This window comes from Streptomyces griseiscabiei, assembly GCF_020010925.1.
GTDB classification, from domain to species: domain Bacteria; phylum Actinomycetota; class Actinomycetes; order Streptomycetales; family Streptomycetaceae; genus Streptomyces; species Streptomyces griseiscabiei.
Map to the genome: position 1 here is coordinate 385696 of NZ_JAGJBZ010000003.1, position 20609 is coordinate 406304.

Consider the following 20609-nt stretch of genomic DNA (forward strand, 5'->3'; position numbering starts at 1 on the left):
CGTACCCGCCCTCCCCGAACACATCAACGTGGGCCTCTGTCCGTATCGGCGTGTAAGTTCTTCGAGTCGGAGGTTCGGCGGACGGAGGATTTCCGGCCGGGCCGTCGCCGGATTTCCGGGTTGATTCAGGCCTCCCGGTGATCGAGGATTTTTTCTCCCCGTCCGCCGCAACCGCGCGGCGGACGGGGAGCGTCTTTCACGGGCGCCCTTCGGCGGGGCTGGGCGCCAACACTCGGGGCACAGGGGAAGAGCTGGTACGCATGAGGGCGTTCGACGCGCTGTCCGGTGTTCGGCGGGCCGTACCGACCGGCGCATGTGGCATACGGACACGTGCACGGATACGTATGGGGATGCGTATGCGGATACGTGTGCGGTCTGACGCAAAAGAGATGCCTGGCGCGTACAACCCCGAGGGGGGGACGCGGGTCCAACAGGCGTGGCAGAGGTACTCGATTTCACCGCGGTACAGACGAGGGGCACCGCCCTTCGTCCACCCCGCCGTCCCCGCTTGCCCGGTTCGGCCGGCGGCATGCCGGTGATCGCGCCGATGCCTGCGGCGCGGCCGACCCGCATACCCAACCAGCGCGACGGCGCGGACGACACGTCGACGGTGCCGGCCTCCGGTACGACGGTCGACCATCTCACCGAGACCTACCGGGCCCACTACCGCTCGCTCCTCGGTCTCGCGGCGCTTCTCCTCGACGACACGGCCTCCTGCGAGGACGTCGTCCAGGAGGCGTTCATCCGCGTGCACTCGGCGCGCAAGCGGGTCCGTGACCCGGAGAAGACGCTCGCCTATCTGCGTCAGACGGTCGTGAACCTCTCGCGCTCCGCCCTGCGCCGCCGCATCCTCGGTCTGAAGCTGCTCTCGAAGCCGATGCCCGACATGGCGAGCGCGGAGGAGGGCGCGTACGACCAGCTGGAACGCGATTCCCTCATCAAGGCGATGAAGGGGCTCCAGCGGCGCCAGCGCGAGGTTCTCGTGCTGCGCTACTTCGCCGACATGACCGAGGCCCAGGTCGCCGAGACGCTCGGGATATCGCTGGGTTCGGTCAAGGCGTACGGCTCCCGGGGCATCGCGGCACTGCGGGTCGCCATGGAGGCGCCGGCATGAGCACGAACGGCACGAACGGCAAGGACGACCCCGGAGCCAGGAGGCGCGCCTCCTGGGGACGCCGGGACGAGGACGAGCAGGACGGGCACGCCGGGGGGCGCGGGTCCGAAGAGCACGAAGAAACGCCATCGCACGCTGGGAACGGAACTGTGAATCACGGCCCCGAAGAACAAGGCCCCCACCCCAAGGGCCAGGATCTCGAAGGCCGCGCTCCGGACGACTTGGATGCGGACGGCGAGGACGGCGACGACTCGCCCACGAGCGTCCTGCCCGCGAGCGCCCCGCCTGCGGACGACCCGAGCACGGACGGCCGGAGCACGGACGGCGCGCGTACGGACGGCGCGCCCGAGGATGCCGGTGACGCGGACGACGCCGATGCGGGACCGGGACCCTCGGACACGGCCGAGCGGCCGGTCTTCGAGAGCCTGCGCCTGAGCGCGCTGCCGTCGGCGGGCCTGAACGGCTCGCGTTCCAACGGCTCGCGTTCCGACGGCTCCGCAACCGGGTCGGACGAGCCGGAGCTGCGCGATCTGCTGCAGCGGGCGGTGTCGGAGATCGAGCCCCGGGACGGCACGCTGGAGCATCTGCGGCGGGCGGTACCGGCGCGCCGGGCGCGCAAGCGGCAGGCCGTCGTCGGCATGGCCGCCGCCGCGCTCTTCATCGGCACGGCGATCCCGGCCCTCGTCCACGTCTCCAACTCCACCGGCTCCGACGTCAACCCCTCGCTCCTGGGCAACGGTTCGCAGACGCAGGAATCGGCCGGCCAGTCCAAGGGGCAGACCGGCGCGGGCGGTACCTCGGGCGGTTCCTCCGGCGGCTCCAAGGAGTCCGGCAAGGACACCGGCAAGGGCAAGGGCGACAAGGGCAAGGGCGAGAGCAACGGCTCCACGGGCGGCGCCCAGGCGACGCCCACGACCGCCGCCTCGGCCCTGTGCACGGCGGCCCAGCTCGGCGGCGGCGGCAGTGTCGGCGCACCGGACTCCAGCGGCGCCGTCTACGGCACGTTCCGCGTCTCCAACATCTCCGGCACGAGCTGTACGGTCACCGGCGCGGGCGGGGTGAGCGCCTCCCCGCTGGGCGCCGCGGACGGGTCGAAGATCAGCGTGCTGAACCATGTCGCGGGCGACGTCGCGGCCGGACTGCCCGATCCGTCGCTGTCCCTGACCCAGCTGATGCTGGCGCCGGGGTCGGCGTACGAGGTGCAGTTCGCCTGGGTGCCGTCCGAGCCCTGTCCCACCACCAGCGGCGGTACGACCGACGGCGGCACCGGTGACCCGGACCCGTCACCGGACCCGACGCCCACGGGGGAGGAGACGCCCGGCACCACCACCGACGGCTCCAACTCCGTCTCCACCCAGCTCTTCACCGAGGACGGCGCGGTCGACGGCAGTGTGCTGGTCTCCCACACCGCGGAGGGCGGTGTCGCCACCTTCACCACGGCCGTCAGCAACGCCTGCGCGGGCGTGGTCTACCGCACGGGGCTGATGACGGGCGTCTGACCGGGCGGCCGGACCGGGCGCCGCAGCGCGCCCGGCGGGGGAGGACCGCCGATCCGTCGGGCGGCCGGCCGGTCCGCCGTCCTACTGCGCCGGCTCGGCCTCCCGGGACCGGGGCTCGGCAGACGGGTCCGCCGACGGGCCCGCGGACTGGTCCGCCGACCGGTCTTCGGCCGGGAGGTCCGTGTCCGGGACGAGGCCCAGTTCCGTGTCGCGGATGAACTCGATCTCGCGGCGGACGAGGCGGAACCACATGAAGACGACGAAGCCGGCGAAGACGAACCACTCGCCGGTGTAGCCGAGGTTCTGGAAGGCCTTGAGGTCGAGCCCGGTGTCCTGCGGGGCGGTCGCGGGCACGGCCTTCATGCCCGAGTCGGCCTTGTCCAGCGTGATCCAGGCGTCGTACAGGTCGTCCGGCACGAGGTTCACCAGGGCGGCCGCGCTGATCGCCGAGGTCTGCCCGGCCGGAAGCCCGCCCTGCACGGGCACGCCGTTCGACCCCGGGGTCTCGGCCGACTGGAGCGCACCGGTGACGGTGACCTCGCCGGAGGGCGCCGCCGGGGCACGTCCGGCGTCCGCGGTGCCGGGCAACCAGCCCCGTACGACCGGCAGGGCCTTGCCCCCGTCGGTGCGCAGCAGCGTCAGTACGTAGAAGCCGCTCCTGCCGTCCACCTCGCGGTTGGGCACGAGGAGCTGCTCGCCGTACCGTCCGGTCACCGTGGCCAGTTCACCGGAGGTCTCCTTGTCCACCGGCAGCAACTCGGCCAGCGGGCGGGCCGGGGCACGGTCCGCCGGGTCGATCCGCTCGGTGGCCGCGCGATGGTCCTGCATCCGGTCCTCGAACCGGCTCAGCTGCCACGACCCCATGAACACGCAGAACGGGATGGCGAGCAGCACGAAGACGTTGATCCCCCACCATCGGGGCGTCAGCAGAAACCGGTACACGCCTTCCACCGTACGGGGCCCGCGCGGGGCCCCGGGCCCCGGGGTCGCCCCCTCAGTACCGCTCAGTACCGCTCGACGAGGTGCTCCCGCCCGGCCGGCGGCTCGTACGGCTCGGGCCAGAAGTCGGTGATCGCGGCTATCCGGCCGTCCTCGTCCCCCGTGAAGAAGGAGATCGCGTACATCTCCTCCAGCCCCACGGTGACATGGATCCAGGTGACCACCTGCCCCGGCTCGGCGACGATCCGCTCGATCCGGGCGTGCCAGTCGGCCGGGTAGTCACGGTTGAACTCCAGATACCGCTCCCGGCCGCGGATCAGCTCCCGCGTCTGCGGCAGGTCGTACACGACGTCCGCCGCCAGGGTCTCGGCGAACGCGGCCCAGTCCCGGCTCTCGGCGGTGGCCCAGAAACTCTCGACGGTCTTGCGCAGATCGGTGCCCGAGGTCGTTGAGGTCATGCGGCGAGTCTGCACCCGGCCACTGACAATCGGCCCGGACGGAGACCCGCGGCGGTCAGTGCCGTCCACAGCCGGAGCCGTCCGCGGCGGAAGTTATCCACAGGCTGGGGACCTCGGCGGCACATTGTCGTGCCGGAGGGGCAGTATGGGGCCATGACTGAGAGCAACGGGTCCACCCCGCAGGAGCAGAGCGGGTCCATGCCCGACTGGGAGAAGAGGTTCCGGGCACCGAGGGTGTCCCTGCCGGACTGGGCGGAGGACGCGCCGCACCGCTCGCTGTTCGTCTCCAACGCCACGGGGACCTACGAGTTGTACGCGTGGGACCGTGCCACGGACGAGCAGCGCCAGGCCACGAACCGGGCCAACGGCACGACGGACGGGGTGCTCTCGCCCGACGGCGAGTGGATCTGGTGGTTCGACGACAAGGACGGCGACGAGTTCGGCGTCTGGCGCCGCCAGCCGTTCGGGGGCGGCCCGGACGACGAGGGGGCACCGGGCCTGGAGCCGTCGTACCCGGCGGGCCTGGCCCTCGGCCGCGACGGCCGTACGGCGGTCGTCGGCCGCTCCACCGACGAGGACGGCTCCACCATCCATCTGTCCCGGCAGGGCGAGACCCCCGTCGAGATCTACCGCCACCGCGAGTCGGCCGGCGTCGGCGACCTCTCGCACGACGGCTCGCTGATCGCGATCGAGCACACCGAGCACGGCGACGCGATGCACTCGGCGCTGCGCGTGGTCCGCCCGGACGGCACGGCGGTCGCCGAGCTGGACGACACCAAGGGCGGCACGATCGAGCTGGGCCTGGAGGTGATGGGCTTCGCGCCCGTCGACGGCGACACCCGGCTGCTCATCGGCCACCAGCGGGGCGGCCGTTGGGAGCCTCTGGTCTGGGACGTGGTCTCCGGCGAGGAGACCGACCTCGGGCTCGCCGACCGGCTGGAGGGCGACCTGAGCGCCGAGTGGTACCCGGACGGCTCCGCCCTGCTCGTCGCCCACAGCTTCGAGGCCCGCAGCGAGCTGTTCCGCTATGACCTGGCGACCCGGGCCCTGGAGCGGGTGGACACCCCGCGCGGCACGGTCTCCGGGGCCACGCCCCGCCCCGACGGCAGCGTGGAGTACCTGTGGTCCTCGGCCGCCGAGCCGCCGGTCGTCCGCTCCACCACCGGCGAGGTCGTCCTCGATCCGCCCGGCCTGAGGTCCCCCGGTTCGGTGCCGGTGGAGGACGTCTGGGTGGACACCCCGGGCGGCCGTGTCCACGCCCTCGTCCAGCGCCCGGCGGGAGTCCCCGGCCCGTACCCCACCGTCTTCGACATCCACGGCGGCCCGACCTGGCACGACAGCGACGCCTTCGCGGCGGGCCCGGCGGCCTGGCTGGACCACGGGTACGCGGTGATCCGGATCAACTACCGGGGCTCCACCGGGTACGGCAGGGCCTGGACCGACGCGCTCAAGCACCGGGTCGGGCTGATCGAGCTGGAGGACATCGCGGCGGTCCGGGAGTGGGCGGTGACCTCCGGGTTCGCCGACCCCGAGCGGCTGATCCTCACCGGTGGCTCCTGGGGCGGCTACCTCACCCTCCTCGGCATCGGCACCGAGCCGGAGGCGTGGACGCTCGGCATCGCCGCGGTGCCCGTCGCCGACTACGTCACCGCGTACCACGACGAGATGGAGGCCCTCAAGGCGATGGACCGCACCCTGCTCGGGGGGACGCCCGAGGAGGTGCCCGAGCGGTTCGAGGCGTCGTCGCCGCTGACGTACGTCGACGAGGTGAAGGCCCCCGTCTACATCTCCGCCGGTGTCAACGACCCCCGCTGCCCCATCCGCCAGATCGACAACTACGTCGACCGGCTGGCCGCCCGTTCCGCCGTCCACGAGGTGTACCGGTACGAGGCGGGTCACGGGTCCCTCGTGGTCGACGAGCGCATCAAGCAACTCCGCCTGGAACTGGACTTCGCGGCACGCCACCTGAACCCGGCGGCCACCTGACAAAACACACCCCCCCGCGCCCCGCCAGGGGCGCGGGGAACCGCGCGACCAGCCCGCACCGACCCGCTCCGACCCGCACGTACCGGGCCCCGTCAGGCGGCGGTGGCCAACACCTCCCCCTCCCGAACCCCTTCCTCCGCCGCCGCCAGCAACCCCACGAGCGTGGCCCGGGCCCGAGCCACCCGCGACCGCACGGTGCCGATGGGGCACCCCGTCAGTTCCGCCACGTCCTCATAGGACAGCCCCCGTATCTGCGTGAGCACGAACGCCTCCCGCCGCTCCTCGGACAGCGCCCCCAGCAGATCGGTGAGCGCGACACCGTCGTCGAAGCCGGGCAGCCCGCGCGGCTGAGCGTGCTCGACGGCCAGCCGCCAGTCCGGTACATCGGCGGGCCGGGGCCGGGCCGCCGCGTACCGGAAGCTGTCGGTCACCGCCCGCCGGGCGATGGACAGCAGCCACGTACGGGCCGAGCAGCGCCCCTCGAACCGGTGCAGGCTGCCGAGCGCCCGCAGGAACGTGTCCTGGGCGAGGTCGTCCACCGCCTGGGGGTCCGCGCAGAGATGGGCGACGAACCGCTGCACATCGCGGTGCAGCGCACCGACGAACCGTTCGACGGCCTCCGGGTCACCGCCACGGGCGGCGAGCGCCCAGGCGGTTATCGACTCGTCGGTCGCGGACCGGGCCGACGGGACCGACGAGGGCAGGGGAGTAAGAGTGATCACCTGGTGTCCTTCAAGGTCATCCGGGGATCCGGACCACCGACGGGGCCCCATGGGCACACGGACGCACACGGCCGCAGGACACCGCCGCACCGGCCGCACTGGTCGTACGGACGGGCAGTCGGGCAGACGGGCAGGTGGGCGTGGGCGTCCGTGCACGGGAACGCGTCGGCGGTCCGGTGAGGAAGGGGGCGGCCGTACGGCTCGCGCGGCGGCGGCGTACGGCCGTAGCCCGAAGCGCGAGCCGCGGTGGCTGCGTCGGGTCACCGGCTGTCGTCAGATGACAGCGGTCCCGGCGGGCGGACCCCGAGAGGTGATCGCATGGACGAGAAGGAGCCGGCGCGGCGAACGGTCCGAGCGGCCCCGGCGCACCCGGGGACGCGGCCGTTCCGCGGCGACGGGCAGCGCGAGCGACAGCCGCAGCGGTGCGGCCAGCCAGCCGGCCACGGCCCGCAGCAGCCCGAAGGCGGCGCGCTCGCCGTACGCCAGCCACAGCCCGCACAGCAGCGCGGCCAGCAGATGCGCGGCGAACATGCCGGACGAGGACGCGTACATGGACGCGAGCGACGACAGCAGCGAGGACAGGAGCGACGAGGAGGACGCGGACGAGCCGTCCAGGAGGTACCCGGTGTGGTCCACATGGTCCAGGTGACCGGCCGCGCCCGTGGGGACCGTGTGAATCATGTGGGCGGAACCCATGTCCATGAGCTTCGCCGAACCCGTCGAACCCGTCGACCCCATCGAACCCGATGAACTCATCGCGCCCATGAGGCCGTTGTGGGCCATCGCGGCCGAGGACTGGGTCAGTTCGAAGCCCGAGTGCAGGGCCGTCTGGGCGGCCACCACGACGGACGTGATCAGGGGGAGCCCGCGCTCACGCCCGGCCAGGCACCAGCCGACGGCACCGGTCGCGACGACCCCGGCGGCCAGGGCCCACCAGGGGACATGCCGGCCGGACATCAGCACGTGGCCCAGGGCGGCGAGCAGCACACAGACGGCCGCGAACATCGCGGCGCGTGTCGTGCGCGAACCCCACCCTGCGGTCATGGCGCCCCATCCTCGCATCCGGACACCGTCGTCATCCCGTCCCTCTTGAGTACGGATTTCCACCCGGCGTCGCACTCACACCGCCAACTGTGATCCGGATCACGCGGGAACCGGCCCCGTTGATGAGGCAGTCTTCTGCTTCGTGGGGACCCCGTCGCAGCACAACAGCCGTATCGGTCCGGGCGCGCCGTCCGGTTCCGGCGCACCGTCCGGTCCGCTCCGCGTGGGCCGGCTGCCCGTCCCCGGCGGGCGCGGCAGACCGGCCGCCGACGCCGGGGCGCACATGGTCGTCTGCGGGGACGACGGGCTGGCGCACCGGCTCGCCGCCGAACTGCGGACCGTGTACCGGGAACAGGTCACCCTCGTCGTACCGCCCACGGCCCGGATCGCGCAGCGGCCGGTCGTCGGCCGCGCCCGCACCGCGGCCTCCCTCCTCGACCGGGTGACGGCGGTGGTCAACCGGGCGGCGGGCAACGGCGATCCGGCGACGGGCGACCGGACCGGCGAACCGGCCACCCCCGACGGCGGCGCACGCGGCGGCGGCCACGGCCCCGCGGGCGGCCACGGCGGACACGGCCCCGCAGGCGGCCAGGGCGACCGCGCCGGAGCCACCGAACGGATCCTGGAGGCCGGCGAGGCCACCGAGGCCGTACTCGCCGAGGCCGGGGTGGAACGCGCCGCCGCGCTGGCACTCGTGTACGACGACGACGAGACCAACATCCGCGCGGCCCTCACCGCCCGCCGCCTCAACCCCCGGCTGCGGCTCGTCCTGCGGCTCTACAACCGCCGGCTGGGGCAGCACATCGAGGAACTCCTCGACCAGGCCTCGGCGTTGGCGACGGGCGGTGACGCCACCGACGGCGTCGACGGGTTCGGCGCCTCGACGACCGTCCTCTCCGACGCCGACACGGCCGCGCCCGCGCTGGCCGCGACCGCCGTCGCCGGTACCAGCAAGGTGGTCCAGACGGACGGGCTGATGCTGCGGGCCGTCGAACGCCCGCCCGGCCGCGCCGGTCAGAGCCCGGGTGGCCTGTGCACGCTCGCGCTCCTGTCGGCCACCACCAACGACCCCGCCGGAACCGAGGGTTCCGAGGGCAGCGGGGAGCGCGGCCCCCAACTCCTGCCCGACGAACGGGCGGTGGCCGAGGCGACAGGACGCGGCACCGTCGTCCTCGACACCGTGCGCTACGCCGGACCCGCGCTGCCGCCCGGCCGCGCGGGCGGCGGATCGCTGGGCGCCTTCGGGACCCTGCTCTCCCGGCGGCTGCGCTGGTCCCTCGCGGGGATGATCGGATGCGTGTTCGCCCTGGCCGTCGCCCAGATCCTGATCACCGGGGAACACCCGCTCCAGGCGACGTACGCGACCCTCCTCGACCTCTTCGGGATCGCCGACCCGGCCACCGACCAGAGCGACTCCCGCCAGATCCTCCAACTCCTCTCCGGCCTCATGGGCTTACTCCTGCTGCCCGTGCTGCTGGCCGCCGTGCTGGAGGCGCTCGGCACGTTCCGCAGCGGCACCGCCCTGCGCAAGCCGCCGCGTGGCCTGTCCGGACATGTCGTCCTCCTCGGCCTGGGCAAGATCGGCACCCGCGTCCTCGCCCGGCTGCGCGAACTCCACATCCCGGTCGTCTGCGTCGAGGAGGACCCCGAGGCGCGCGGCCTCCCGGAGGCCCGTCGGCTGCGGGTGCCGGTCATCCTCGGCGACGTGACCCAGGAGGGCGTCCTGGAGGCCGCCAAGATCCACCGCGCCCACGCCCTCCTCGCCGTCACCAGCTCCGACACGACCAACCTCGAAGCCGGCCTGTACGCCCGTTCCGTACGCCCCGATCTGCGCGTCGTCCTGCGCCTGTACGACGACGACTTCGCCACCGCCGTCTACCGCACCCTGCGCGCCGCGCACCCGGGCGCGCTCACCCGCAGCCGCAGCGTCACCCATCTCGCCGCCCCCGCCTTCGCCGGCGCGATGATGGGCCGCCAGATCCTGGGCGCGATCCCCGTCGAACGCCGCGTCCTGCTCTTCGCCGCAGTCGAGGTCCGCGGCCACGCCCGTCTGGAGGGCCGCACGCTCGCCGAGGCCTTCCGCCCCGGCGCCTGGCGGGTCCTGGCCCTGGACATGGCCACCCCCGGAGAACCGGGCCCGCCCTCGGGCCTCGTCTGGGACCTCCCGCCCACATACGTGCTCCGCGCCGAGGACCGCGTGGTCCTGGCGGCGACGCGGCGGGGGCTGGCGGAGCTGCTGGGGAGGCGGGCGGGAGCGGGGGCGTAGGCGGTCGGGCCGCCGGTCGGCTGCCGGCCGACGGGGGGGCTTCGCGTGCAGCCCCGGCTTTTCAGGGGCGCGGGGAACCGCACCCTCCGCCCCACTCATCCGCAGGCGACTCACCCGCAGACGACCCCCTGCGCGTCCCACGCCGGAAACGGGTCGTCAAAGACCCCGCACCCGCCCTCGGCCTCCGCCACCACGCACCCGTCCAGAGCCGCCCGCAGCGCGTCCACCCGCAACCCCGTCCCGATGAACACCAACTCCTGCGCGAACGGCGCCTCTTCATCCTGCGCGGCGGTCGGCTCGAACCGGGCCACCGACCCGGCCTGGGACCACAACCCGACGACCCCCGGCCGACCGGCGAGCGTGAAGAACCCCTTGGACCGCAGCACCTGCCCGAACGCGCCGCTGTCGAGCCCCTCGGTCACGAAATCCCACAACCGCCCGGGGTGAAAGGGGGCTTCGGCGCGGAAGACCATCGACGAGATGCCGTACTCCTCGGTCTCCGGCACATGCTCCCCGTTCAGCTCCCGCACCCACCCCGGCGCCCCCTGCGCCCGTTCGAGGTCGAACGCCCCCGTGCCGAGAACCTCGGCCACCGGCACCCGCCCATGGCTCACCGGCACGATCCGCGCCGCCGGATTGAGCCGCGCCAGCGCCGCCGCGAGCCGCCCGGCGGCCGCCGTGTCCACCAGGTCGAGCTTGTTCAGCACGATCACATCGGCGAACTCCACCTGGTCCATGAGCAGATCGCTGACCGTGCGCTCGTCGTCCTCGTACTGGTCGAGCCCCCGCTCCACCAGCTCGTCCCCGCCCGCCAGCTCCGGCAGGAAGTTCACCGCGTCGACCACCGTCACCATGGTGTCGAGCCGTGCGAGATCCCCTAGCGTGGCCCCGTCGTCGCGCGCGAAGGCGAACGTGGCCGCGACGGGCATGGGTTCACTGATCCCGGAGCTTTCGATCAGCAGATAGTCGAAACGCCCCTCCCGCGCCAGCCGGTCCACCTCCTCCAGCAGATCGTCGCGCAGGGTGCAGCAGATGCACCCGTTGGTCATCTCGACGAGCCGCTCCTCGGTGCGGGACAGCGCCGCCTCGCCGCCCCGCACGAGCGCGGCGTCGATGTTGATCTCGCTCATGTCGTTGACGATCACCGCCACCCGCAACCCCTCGCGGTTGGCGAGGACATGGTTGAGCAGGGTGGTCTTGCCCGCGCCGAGGAATCCGGAGAGGACGGTGACGGGCAGCCGTGCCGGGACCGCGGTGGTCACGGCCTCAGCCCTCGGGGTGGAGCAGCCCGCGCTCGTACGCCTTCAGCAGCCGCTGCGGTACGAGATGGGTGGTGCCGTCGACGGTGAACGGCACCAGCGCCGGGGTGCTCGCCTTCCACTGGGCGCGACGGTGACGGGTGTTGCTGCGGGACATCTTCCGCTTGGGTACGGCCATGGGGTCCTCCTCCACAGGGTCCACAGGGTGATGGACCGGACGCTACATGAAAATGGATCCCATTACTAAAAATGGCCCCGCCTTTGAGGGCGGCGACCGTGAGCAACCCCGCTCCGGGCGCCGTATGGGAGGAAAGGGTCGAACAGGCCCGCTCGCCGCAGCCGTTCCCTACGGAGGTACCGTCCCCCGTGGCCACAATCAAGGAAGAAGCCTCCCGGCGAGGGAGGCATCTCGACCCGCCCCTGCTGCTCACGATGGTGCTCGTGCTGGCGGTGGTCGCGCAGGGCCCGCTGCGCGGTCTGCTGTCCGCGCCCGTGACGCAGAGCTGGATGACGGTCTTCGTGGCGGTGGTGGTGCAGGCCCTGCCCTTCCTGGTCATCGGGGTGCTGCTGTCCGCGGCCATCGCCGTGTTCGTGCCCGCGTCGTTCTTCGCCCGCGCCCTGCCGAAGCGCCCCGCGCTCGCGGTACCTGCGGCGGGCGTGGCCGGGGTGGTGCTGCCGGGCTGCGAGTGCGCCTCGGTACCGGTCGCGGGCGCCCTCGTACGCCGGGGTGTGACGCCCGCGGCGGCGCTCGCCTTCCTCCTCTCCGCCCCCGCGATCAACCCGATCGTGCTGACGGCGACCGCCGTGGCCTTCCCGGGCAACCCCGAGATGGTGCTGGCCCGGCTCGTGGCGAGCCTGCTGGTGGCCTGCGCGATGGGCTGGCTGTGGCAGGGGCTGGGGCGCGGCGAGTGGATGCGCCCTCCCGAGCGCCCCTCCTACGAGGGGCAGACCAAGGGCGCCGCCTTCTGGGGCTCGGTCCGCCACGATGTGATGCACGCCGGCGGCTTCCTGGTCGTCGGCGCGATGGCGGCGGCCACGCTCAAGGCGGTCGTCCCGGCGACCTGGCTGAACGCCGCCGCCGACAACCCCGTCGTCGCCATCCTCGCCCTCGCCGTCCTGGCCGTCCTGCTGTCGATCTGCTCGGAGGCGGACGCGTTCGTGGCGGCCTCGCTCACCCAGTTCTCCCTGACGTCCCGGCTGGCCTTCCTGGTCGTCGGCCCGATGATCGACCTGAAACTCTTCGCCATGCAGACCGCCACCTTCGGCCGCGCCTTCGCGCTGCGTTTCGCCCCCGCCACCTTCGCCCTCGCGATCCTGGTGTCGGCCCTCGTCGGGGCGGTGCTCCTGTGAACCGCCAGGCCCAGACCGTCATCCTCTTCCTCACCGGCGGCGCCCTCCTGCACGCCGGCTTCACCGACCTGTACCTCCGCTACGTCAAGGCAGGGCTGCGCCCCCTCCTCATCGGCGCGGGCGTCGTCCTCATAGCCGCCGCCGTCGCCACGCTCTGGTACGAACGCCGGGCGCGACGCCAGGACGCCGAGCGGCCCACCCAGGACGGCGAGCCGCACACTCAGGACGGCGAGCCCCGCACCGGCGCCGACGAGCCGTACGCCCACGCCGACGAGCCGCACGCCCACCGCGAACCCCGGGTCTCCTGGCTCCTCGTCCTCCCTCTCCTCGCCCTCGTCCTGGTCGCCCCGCCGGCCGCCGGTTCCTACACCGCGATGCGCACCGGCACGGCCCTCCAGAAACAGCCCTGGGGCTACCCCGACCTCCCCGCCGACGGCCCCCTCCGCCTGAGCGTCGCCGACTACGCCGGCCGCGCCGTCTACGACAAGGGCCGCGCCCTCGCCGGCCGCCCGCTCAAGGTCACCGGCTTCCTCGCGTTCGACGGCTCCGGCACCCCGTACCTCGTCCGCATGGCCCTCAACTGCTGTGCCGCCGACGCCCAGCCCGTGAAGGTCGCCCTCACCGGCGAACTCCCGGCCGTCCTCCAGCCCGACACCTGGATCGAGGTCACCGGCACCTACACCCCGAAGCGCACGAAGGACCCCCTCAACGGCACCGCCGTCCCGTACCTCCACGTCACCACCACCAGGCCGGTCAAGGCTCCCCAGGACCCGTACGACGAGGCCTGGAACGGCTGAGCGCACCCCCGCCGCCGCACCGCCGAGGCGGGCGTCCGCGCGCCCTGGATAGCTGACGGTCCGTCAGTTATGGTCGCCCGCAACGCCGTATCCGAAGGGATGAGCCCCGTGCAGACACGTCCCGAGAGTCCGCAGCCGCCCGGCGCCCCGCGCTGGGTCGCGATGTTCTACGAGCCCTCCTCGGCCTCCTGGCGGGTGGGCGCCCAGTCGCCCTACCGCTTCCCCGTGGCGTACGCGGTGGGCGAGATGACCCAGACCCTGCGGGCCCGCGGCGCCGATCCGGCCGTCACGCTCTGGGGTCCGGGGGGCGGGGGGCCCGGGGGAGGGGGGTGGGAGCGGCACGACCCGCCGGCCGCCGCCGCGCCGCAACCGCCGTCCGGCGGGGCCGGGGCTCCCGGCGGCACGCCCAGCAAGTTCCAGGAGCGGCTGACCGACCGGCGGCAGCAGGTGCTGATGGCGGGGCTGGGCAAGGCGGGGCTCTACGATCTCGCGCCGGACGACCTGGCCGCCGTCCGGGCCGTCGTGGACGGACTCGACGAGACGGCCGTCCGCAGGATCGCCCACTGGCTCACCGTGGCGGGCGGCGACCGGGCGGGTGTGCCGGAGGCATGAAAGGGCCCGGTCGCTGGCGACGGGGGATGCACCAGCGACCGGGCTATGGCCAAGGCTAACAAGGCTGCTCGTAGGACGGGAGCCGACTGCTCGACTGCGTTGACAAGTTGTGATCGGGATCACGCGATGTGGGGGTGCCGTCCAAACGTTCGTTAGGTGGCGCGGTGGGCCGCCCAAACGTTTGTCAGACACAGCCGTGAGCCGCCCAAACGTCTGTTGGGCACCCCCTCCGTCAGGCCCCCGCGCACGGCGGCTCGTACGACAGCCGCGGCAGATACTCGTCCCACTTCTCCCGTGTGAGCACCCCGCGCGTCGTCGAGCAGATGTGCCGTACGGCGTCGTCGACGTCCAGATTCCACAGCCGTACGGTGTCGGCGCCGCTGGACACCCCGAGCATGTGGCTGTCGGGGCTGAAGGAGAGGAACTGCCCGGTCTTGGCGTTGGGGCTCATCGCCTGGCCGATGGGGGAGGCGTCGGCGGGGCGGGCGACGTCCCAGAGATGGACGGTGCTGTCGTTGCCGCCGCTGGCCAGGGTCCGGCCGTCCGGGCTGAAGGTCAGCGACACGACCGACTCCGTGTGGCCGACGAGCGGGGAGCCCAGCGGGGCCGTCCGGCCGGGGTCGGAGACGTCCCAGAGCCGGACCGTGTCGTCACCGCCCCCGCTGGCCAGCGTCCTGCCGTCCGGGCTGAAGACGAGGTCGCTGACCGCGCCGCGGTGCGCGGTGAGGGGCCCGTCGAGCCGGGTGGAGCGGGCTGGATCGGCCACATTCCAGAGCCGGATCGTGCCGTCGGCGCTGCCGCTGGCGAGCGTCCTGCCGTCGGGGCCGAAGACGAGGGCGAGGATGTAGCCCTTGTGGCCGGTGAGGGGCTTGCCGAGGGACGTGGGCCGGGACGGGTCGCTGACGTCCCACAGCTGGACGTCGTGGTCGCCGTAGGAGGTGGCCAGGACCCGTCCGTCGGGGCTGTAGGCCTGGGCGTCGGTGTACCGGATGCGCAGCGGAAGGGGCGATCCCCGCAGGACGGGGCGGGCGGGGTCGCCGACGTCCCACAGGTACAGGGCCCGGTTTCCCGCCACGACGGAGAGGGTGCGGCCGTCGGGCGAGAACGCCAGGGAGCGGTTGCCGGGGTCCCGCGGCGTGAACGGCTTCCCCAGCAGCACGGGCCGGCCGGGCCGCGCCACGTTCCACAGCCGGATCCGGCCGTCGCGCCCGGCCGTGGCCAGCACCCGTCCGTCCGGCCGGAACACGCCGCCCCGCCCGACCATGTCGGCGGTCGGCACCGACCACAGCCGGACCTTGCTGTCCCCGCTCCCGGTGGCGAGGGTCCGCCCGTCCGGGCTGAACCCCAGGGCGAACATCTCCCCGCTGGCCCCGGAAAGGGGCTCGCCGACCTGGGACGGGAACGCCGGGTCGGCGACGTTCCACAGGCTCGCCGTACTGTCCGCGCTGGCGGCGGCGAGCAGCCTCCCGTCGGGGCTGAAGGCCACGGACCAGACGGGGCCGGTGTGCCCGGTCAGCGGCGTCCCGAGCGCGCTCGCCCGCCGTGGCCGGGCCACGTCCCAGAGCCGGACCGTGTTGTCCGAACTGCCGCTGGCCAGCGTCCGCCCGTCCGGGCTGAAGGCCAGCGAGTGCACCAGGCTCGTATGGCCCTTGAGGGCGGTGCCGAGGGACTCCGGATCACGTGGATCGGCCACGTCCCACAACCGGATGGTGTCGTCGTCGCCCCCGGTGGCCAGTGTCTTCCCGTCCGGGCTGAACGCGACGGCGCGCACCGGCGCGCTGTGCCCGGTGAGCGGCGCGCCGAGCGCCGTCGCGCGCGCCGGATCGCTCACGTCCCACAGCCGTACGGTCCGGTCCTCGCCCACGGACGCCAGGGTCCTGCCGTCCGGGCTGAACGCGATCAGGAAGATCGTGCCGTCGTGCCCGGTCAGCGGCGCGCCCAGGGTGCGCGGCGCTCGCGGGTCGCGCACGTCCCACAGCCGGATCGTGCCGTCGTCGCCGGCGCTGGCGAGCGTACGGCCGTCCGGCGCGAAGACCGCGCTGCTGACCCAGCTGCCGTGGCCGGTCAGGGGCTTGCCCAGCGCCTCGGGCCGGGACGGGTCGGCCACGTCCCAGAGCCGTACGGTCCGGTCGTAGCTGGCGGTGGCCAGGTGCTTCCCGTCGGGGCTGAACGAGGTGAGGTAGACGGCGCCGCCGTGGCCGAGCGCCGGGGTGGCCAGGGGCGCGTTGACGATCGAGACGAGCCGGTTGTTGGTGCCCTCGTCGTCGGGCCGCAGGCCGTGCGCGACCAGGTCGAGCTGGGCGGAGAGCGAGGGGTCGGAGTACTGGACACGATCGGCCTGCGCCACCACCTGTTCGAACACCGCGTCGTTGCGCTGCTGCCAGGCGACCACCGCCGACCCCACGGCCACCAGCGCGAACGCCACCAGCGCCGCCACCGCGCTCCGCCTGATCCGGACCGTACGCCGGCGCAGACGCACCGAGGCGGCCAGGAACTCCACCGCGCTCCGGGTCAGGAAGGTGTCCCCGGCGTCCTTGGTTGCCTTGGCCCAGCTGTGCGCCTGTTCGAGCCGCGAGCCCCGGTAGAGCAGGGAGGAGTCGCGCTCGGAGTCCTCCCAGGCCCGGCCGTCCTCCTCCAGGCGCTGCCGCAGCAGATGGTCGTTGCGGCCCTCGTCGATCCACCCGCGCAGGCGGGGCCAGGCGTGCAGCAGCGCCTCGTGGGTGATCTCCACGGTCTCCGCGTCGAGCGTCAGCAGCCGGGCGCGGGCCATCGCCTCCAGCGACTCCTCGGTCTTCGCCGGGTCCGCCGACCCGTCCGCGAGCTGCCGCCGGGTGCCGCGGCGCCGGGTGGCCTGCGTGTCCTCGTTCAGCCGGACCAGCCGCAGCAGCACCAGGCGCGCCGCCGTACGGGCCGCCGGGTCCAGCCCCGACCAGGCCCGCTCGGCGGTCGCCGCCACCGCGCCCTGGATACCGCCCGCCGCCCGGTAGCCGGCCAGTGTCAGCCGCCCCGCCTTGCGCCGCTGCCAGGTCACCAGCAGGGCGTGCGAGAGCAGGGGGAGCACACCCGCGTCGTGCGCCCCGCGTGGACCGTCCGCGCTCACCTCCCGCACGATCAGTTCCGCGAGCCCCGGTTCCATCTCCAGCCCCACGGCCTTGGCGGGACCGGTCACCGCCTCCCGCAGCTCCGCCGTCGTCAACGGCCCCAGCACCATGTGCCGGTGCTGCAGCGCGTCCGCCAGTTCGGGATACCCGAGGCACTGCTCGTAGAAGTCCGCCCGCACCCCGAGGACCACGACCAGGGGCGCCGCCCCGCCCTCCTCCCCGGGCGTGCACGCCGCGGTGAGCAGCTGCACGAGGGTCCGCCGGTCGGCTTCGTCGGAGGAGAGAGTGAACGCTTCTTCGAACTGGTCGACGATCAGGACGGGGCGGGGTGCGGCTGCGCCTTCGGGGGCGTCGGCGGAGGGGACACCGCCGTCCTCGGGGGCGGCGGCGCCCCGGCGCGCCCACGCCGCGACGGCCTCCCGTACCGCTTCCGCGAACATCGGCGTACCGGGCTCGTAGGCGGCGGACACGACCCGCCCCAGCTCCGGTATCCGCCGGGTCAGCTCCCCGACCGGATCGGCGCCCGGCACGAACTGGAGCACCTGCCCACGCGCGGGCCGCTCGGCCGCCGTCGGGACCGGGCCGTCGCCGCCGCCGTCGTCGTCCAGGGCGCCGCCGCGCACCGCGGGCACCAGACCGGCGTTCAGCAGGGAGGACTTCCCGGCGCCCGAAGCACCCACGAGCATCACGAGCCCACCCGTGCGCCCCGCCGCGCGCAACAGCTCGACGAGCGCGTCGGTGCTCCGCTCGCGTCCGAAGAACCAGCGGGCGTCCTGCTGCCGGTACGAGGCCAGCCCCCGGTAGGGGCAGACGCCACCGGGAAGGGGCGGGCCCTCGCCGGGAGAGGGCTCGCCGCCCTGGGACTCGGCCGTCGCCGTGCCGGACACGGACACGGAATCCGCGTCCGCCGGGCGTTCCCCGACGGGATCGGCGAGCGCCCGCTCCCACAGCCGCTGCCACTGGGCCATGTCGTACAGCCCCTTGGACACCGGAACGGGCCGTGCCCGCCGGGCCTCGGGAATCAGTACGTGCAGCACGGCGGCGAGGGCCGCGAACTGCGCCGGCACGTTCCTGGCCCGCCGCCAGTCACTGATCCGCTGGGCGGACACCCGCACGGGCCGCCCGCGTTCATCGGCCCGCTGCAGCCGGACGACCGACTCGGAAACACTCTTGAGAGGAGGATTGCCCGCTTCCTTGTACAGCAGCGCGAGACGTTCCGCGAAGGCCGTGCGTGCCCCTGAGTCATGACTCAAGGCATCCACCCCTTACCTTCCCCCACGACTTGGACATCCGGACCGGAAAACTCACCTTGCTGCTCTGACCTGCGGAAACACCGTCTCCGGACGGCCGGACCCTCCTCCCCGCCACCCCCGGCTGGCAGGATCGGGCCCAAGCCGACCACGCCGGTGCACCACCCGATCCGGGCCACCGGCATAGCGTCCGCAAATCCGCCCCATCATGCCGCACACCTCCGGCCGGCCCTCGCGACGCCCCGCCCCGCGCACCTCCGCACCGACCTCGATCCCTGTCCCGGACATGGGTCGACACCACCGCGACGTTCGGCACCGGTCCCCACGTGGGGAGGGACCGGTGCCGAACGAAGCGATGTCCGAGGGGTGCAGTCCTCTCCGGAGCGGCCGGGCCCACCCCCGTGGAACCCGGCCACCCGTCGGGAGATCCGCCGCGGCCCGGACACCGAGGGGGCCGGCCAGAGGCTGGGCGTGGAACACTCCGGTCTGACAGGGTCACGCCTTCGGCCGCCGGGCCCGACGAACTGACACCCTCCTGAACGGACCCCCGAGCGTGACCGACCCCCTGCGGGACCCGAGGTTCTTCGCCGACCCCTATCCGACCTACGCCCGCCTGCGCGAAGCGGCACCGGTGGGCATGGTGCCCACCGGTTCGGGCGCCCGCCACAGCTGCCTGATCACGGGATACGCCGAGGCCCGGGAGGCATTCGCCGACCCCAGGCTCTCGAAGGACACCACGCGGTTCTTCGCCGGCCGGCCGTCGCAGCGCGACCTCCACCCAGCGCTCTCCCGGAACATGCTCGCCACCGACCCCCCGCGGCACGCCCGACTGAGGGCCCTGGTGACCAAGGCGTTCACCACGGGGGCGGTCGCCCGGCTGCGCCCTCGCATCGCCGCCCTGGTCGACGAGTTGCTCGACGCCTGGCCGGACCACGGAACGGTGGACCTCGTCGCGGACCTCGCCGTACCCCTGCCCGTCACCGTCATCTGCGAAATGCTGGGGGTGCCCGAGTCCGACCGCGCAGCCGTACGCACCTGGTCGAGCGACCTGTTCGACGCCGCAGACCCCCGACGGATCGACGCCGCCTCACACGCCGTCGGCGACTACATGACCGACCTCGTCGCCACCAAGCGCGCCTCGCCCGGCACCAGCCTGCTCGACGACCTCATCGCCGTACGGGACGGCGAGGACCGTCTGACCGAGGACGAACTCGTGTCGCTCGCCGTCCTCCTGCTCATCGCCGGCCACGAGACCACGACCAACTTCATCGGCAACGCGGCCCTGGCCCTGCTGCGGCACCCCGAGGCACTCGCGCGACTGAGGGCCGAGCCGCAGCTGCTGGGCGGGGCGCTGGACGAGTTGCTGCGCCTCGACCCACCGGTCCAGATCGCCACGTTCCGCTACAGCACGCAGGCGCTCACGCTCGGCGGCACCGAGATCCCCGAGGGCGTCCCGGTCCTCATCGCACCCGGCGCCGCCAACCGCGACCCCGGCCGATTCCCCGACCCCGACCGGCTCGACCTCTCCCGCGATGCCACCGGCCACCTCGCCTTCGGCCACGGCATCCACCGCTGCCTGGGAGCCCCCCTGGCCCGCGCCGAGGCCGAACTCGCCCTCCAAGCCCTCCTCACCCGCTTCCCCAACGCCCGCCTGGCACCCCCCACGGCCCCCCTGCACTGGCGCCACACCCGCCTACTGCGCGGCCTCACCGCCTTGCCCCTCACTCTCTGACCGGCACCAAGAGATCGAGCTGTATGCCAGGGCCAAGGCCGCCGGCTGCCTGGTGGGCCTGGGCACGGCGATCGCCACTGTCTGCGCGGCCCTTCCTTACGCCCTGTCCGAACGCGAAGCAGCTGACGGTCAGCGTCTCGTAGCCGAGGGCTCCCGGCAGGCAACCCATGGCAAGAGAGGCCGGGACATGACCCGGTGACGTGTTCTTCTGCTGACGGGTCAGCTTCGCCTCAGCGGCTGCCAGTTCCCGGGCGGGTGCAAGGCCGGACGTGATGCGCGACTTACTCCATCCGACCTGGAGTCCACCCTGAGCTGCGGCAAGCCGCCACCCCGCCGAATGGGTGACCCTTCCATCGCCAACTTCCGCGTTCGCTTCCCATGTCTCGTGCGCCGCTCCGGACCACTGCACGCCGACGGCATCTACGACACCCGGTACGAGGCATCGCCGTGGGCTGACCGCCTATCGCTTGACCGGGGTGT

Annotated in this window: 15 protein-coding genes; 8 read left to right on the forward strand and 7 right to left on the reverse strand. The window is 73.3% G+C overall.

Annotation, left to right across the window (positions count from 1 at the left end; all coding sequences use genetic code 11):
* The first annotated feature begins 436 nt into the window (after nt 1-436).
* Together J8M51_RS35645 and J8M51_RS35650 are read left to right on the forward strand one after the other, a co-directional pair.
* A complete protein-coding gene (locus tag J8M51_RS35645) occupies nt 437-1114 on the forward strand; it encodes a SigE family RNA polymerase sigma factor (protein WP_086753769.1) in 678 nt (225 codons plus the stop codon).
* The gene (locus tag J8M51_RS35650; protein ID WP_236067840.1) at nt 1111-2613 is read left to right on the forward strand and encodes a hypothetical protein; all 1503 of its coding nucleotides are present in this window, start codon (nt 1111-1113) and stop codon (nt 2611-2613) included. The genes J8M51_RS35645 and J8M51_RS35650 overlap by 4 nt, the downstream gene beginning before the upstream one ends.
* Before the next feature lie 81 nt (nt 2614-2694).
* Here the strand turns inward: J8M51_RS35650 and J8M51_RS35655 are convergent, their stop codons facing one another.
* Complete coding sequence (locus J8M51_RS35655; protein WP_086753771.1) at nt 2695-3555, reverse strand: SURF1 family protein; 861 nt, start codon at nt 3553-3555, stop codon at nt 2695-2697.
* Between the two features lie 62 nt (nt 3556-3617).
* Entirely contained in the window at nt 3618-4010 is a 393-nt protein-coding gene (locus J8M51_RS35660) for a nuclear transport factor 2 family protein (protein ID WP_086753773.1), read from the reverse strand.
* A gap of 153 nt (nt 4011-4163) precedes the next feature.
* On the opposite strand from J8M51_RS35660, the gene J8M51_RS35665 reads away from it, so the two are divergent.
* Complete coding sequence (locus tag J8M51_RS35665) at nt 4164-5996, forward strand: S9 family peptidase (RefSeq protein WP_179202946.1); 1833 nt, start codon at nt 4164-4166, stop codon at nt 5994-5996.
* Nucleotides 5997-6088: 92 nt separating this feature from the next.
* On the opposite strand, the gene J8M51_RS35670 is transcribed toward J8M51_RS35665, so the two are convergent.
* Nucleotides 6089-6718: a sigma-70 family RNA polymerase sigma factor gene (locus J8M51_RS35670; protein ID WP_086753777.1), complete on the reverse strand. Its 630-nt coding sequence runs from the start codon at nt 6716-6718 to the stop codon at nt 6089-6091.
* A gap of 273 nt (nt 6719-6991) precedes the next feature.
* Nucleotides 6992-7762 (reverse strand): hypothetical protein, encoded by a 771-nt coding sequence (locus J8M51_RS35675; protein WP_179202947.1) that lies wholly within the window; start codon nt 7760-7762, stop codon nt 6992-6994.
* A gap of 283 nt (nt 7763-8045) precedes the next feature.
* Here J8M51_RS35675 and J8M51_RS35680 point away from each other — a divergent pair, with 283 nt between their 5' ends.
* Nucleotides 8046-10028 carry an NAD-binding protein gene (locus J8M51_RS35680; RefSeq protein ID WP_267299903.1) on the forward strand — a complete coding sequence of 661 codons (1983 nt, stop codon included), beginning with the start codon at nt 8046-8048 and terminating at the stop codon, nt 10026-10028.
* A gap of 110 nt (nt 10029-10138) precedes the next feature.
* On the opposite strand, the gene J8M51_RS35685 is transcribed toward J8M51_RS35680, so the two are convergent.
* Both J8M51_RS35685 and rpmF read right to left on the reverse strand, forming a co-directional pair.
* Nucleotides 10139-11290, reverse strand: coding sequence for a GTP-binding protein (locus tag J8M51_RS35685; RefSeq protein WP_086763692.1), 1152 nt, complete (start codon nt 11288-11290; stop codon nt 10139-10141).
* 4 nt (nt 11291-11294) lie between these two features.
* Nucleotides 11295-11465, reverse strand: a complete 171-nt coding sequence (gene rpmF / locus J8M51_RS35690) for a 50S ribosomal protein L32 (RefSeq protein ID WP_086763694.1) — start codon at nt 11463-11465, stop codon at nt 11295-11297.
* Between the two features lie 188 nt (nt 11466-11653).
* On the opposite strand from rpmF, the gene J8M51_RS35695 reads away from it, so the two are divergent.
* The 3 genes from J8M51_RS35695 to J8M51_RS35705 all read left to right on the forward strand — a co-directional run bounded on the left by J8M51_RS35695 (nt 11654) and on the right by J8M51_RS35705 (nt 14046).
* The gene (locus tag J8M51_RS35695; protein WP_086763696.1) at nt 11654-12637 is read left to right on the forward strand and encodes a permease; all 984 of its coding nucleotides are present in this window, start codon (nt 11654-11656) and stop codon (nt 12635-12637) included.
* A complete protein-coding gene (locus tag J8M51_RS35700; protein ID WP_086763698.1) occupies nt 12634-13434 on the forward strand; it encodes a TIGR03943 family putative permease subunit in 801 nt (266 codons plus the stop codon). The genes J8M51_RS35695 and J8M51_RS35700 overlap by 4 nt, the downstream gene beginning before the upstream one ends.
* A 99-nt stretch (nt 13435-13533) precedes the next feature.
* Entirely contained in the window at nt 13534-14046 is a 513-nt protein-coding gene (locus J8M51_RS35705) for a hypothetical protein (protein ID WP_267299775.1), read from the forward strand.
* Between the two features lie 232 nt (nt 14047-14278).
* Here J8M51_RS35705 and J8M51_RS35710 read toward each other — a convergent pair whose 3' ends face one another.
* Nucleotides 14279-18409 carry a WD40 repeat domain-containing protein gene (locus J8M51_RS35710; protein ID WP_086753435.1) on the reverse strand — a complete coding sequence of 1377 codons (4131 nt, stop codon included), beginning with the start codon at nt 18407-18409 and terminating at the stop codon, nt 14279-14281.
* 541 nt (nt 18410-18950) lie between these two features.
* On the opposite strand from J8M51_RS35710, the gene J8M51_RS35715 reads away from it, so the two are divergent.
* Nucleotides 18951-20129, forward strand: coding sequence for a cytochrome P450 family protein (locus J8M51_RS35715; RefSeq protein WP_086753433.1), 1179 nt, complete (start codon nt 18951-18953; stop codon nt 20127-20129).
* Nucleotides 20130-20609 lie beyond the last annotated feature (480 nt).